Origin of the sequence: Neptuniibacter sp., assembly GCF_024231755.1 — a bacterium.
Lineage (GTDB): Bacteria > Pseudomonadota > Gammaproteobacteria > Pseudomonadales > Balneatricaceae > Neptuniibacter.
Map to the genome: position 1 here is coordinate 1 of NZ_JAAEQH010000247.1, position 1,354 is coordinate 1,354.

Annotated in this window: 1 protein-coding gene; it reads left to right on the plus strand. The window is 50.4% G+C overall.

Annotated elements, in window-relative coordinates; genetic code table 11:
- Positions 1 to 37: 37 nt before the first annotated feature.
- Positions 38 to 1,354 (plus strand): PKD domain-containing protein (locus GY843_RS13230; RefSeq protein WP_297310405.1); only part of this gene is annotated, 1,317 nt, incomplete at its 3' end.

Here is a 1,354-nt window from a genome sequence, read left to right on the forward strand (position 1 = left end):
AGTGGATATCACCCCCGCGCCGGCGCTATACTTTACGATGGATCCCCCGCAGAGCTGTTTTACCGATATTACGTATTTCTTCACCGATACCGATACAACGAACATATCAGAGGTTCAAAGCTACTTCTGGGAGTTTGACGACCCGGCCTCTGGCGCTAATGGTACGTCCGATCTACAGGATCCCACCCATGTGTTTACCGCTCCGGGAGTGTATAATGTAGCACTAAGCATTACCGATATCTACGGCTGTGAGAATCATATCACAAGGGAGGTAACGGTGAACAACAAGCCGCTGGCAGATTATGAGTATACCAAGGCCTGCATAAGCGATTCATCGCTGTTTGTTGACAAGAGCCTTGCCGGCGGCAGCTATATCGATAGCTGGCTGTGGGACTTTGGTGACCCGGCTTCAGATCCATACAATACCTCCACACTTCAGAACCCGGGCCATGTCTTTACCGATATGGGCACCTATACGGTGCGGCTGATCGTCACCGATGAGTTTGGCTGCTCAGACACCATTGACAAAACGGTCATCGTGTTTGATAAACCAGCTGCTAACTTTACCTATGTACCCCAGTGCATGCCGGCAGGTATGGTACATTTTACCGATTCCTCTTTTGCCGGTATCAGCGGTGCGCCGATACAAAGCTGGTTATGGGAACTAGAGCCTGGATACTTCACATCGGAAGTAAACCCACAGTACCAGTTCCCTCAGACAGACACCTGCTATCGGGTACACCTGGTGATTAACGATCAGAACGGATGTTCCGATACCATAACAAGGGATGTATGCACACAGGATGCCCTGGCGGTGATAATGGATGCCAACCAGGTATGTCTGACAGATACAACTGTGTTTACAGCTACCTACGCACCACTCACAGACACCATCTTAGAGTGGCGCTGGGACTTTGGCGATGGTAATACCATGGCAACATCACTTGGCAATACATCGTATGTTTACACTCAGCCGGGTACCTATTATGCTACCGTTGAGATAGAAGACTCTCTGGGCTGCACGACCACGGATATTTATACCGTGACAGTGGATGCACCCCCTGAGCCTGATTTTACAGCTAGCTCACCTACATGTCTGGACCCCACGCAGTTTACCGACCTATCAAATGGCGGCACCTCACTGATAACGGACTGGCACTGGGACTTTGGCGAGGGTACGAGTTCTACACTGCAAAACCCTGTACACAGCTATCCACCGGATGTGGCCACCTATGATGTGACCCTCACACTTACCAACCAGCTGGGTTGTGTGGACTCTATCACTAAACCGATAGATAAGACCCTGTGCTATGAGGCTAAGTTCGATGCCAGCAGCCCGAGTATCTGTAACGAT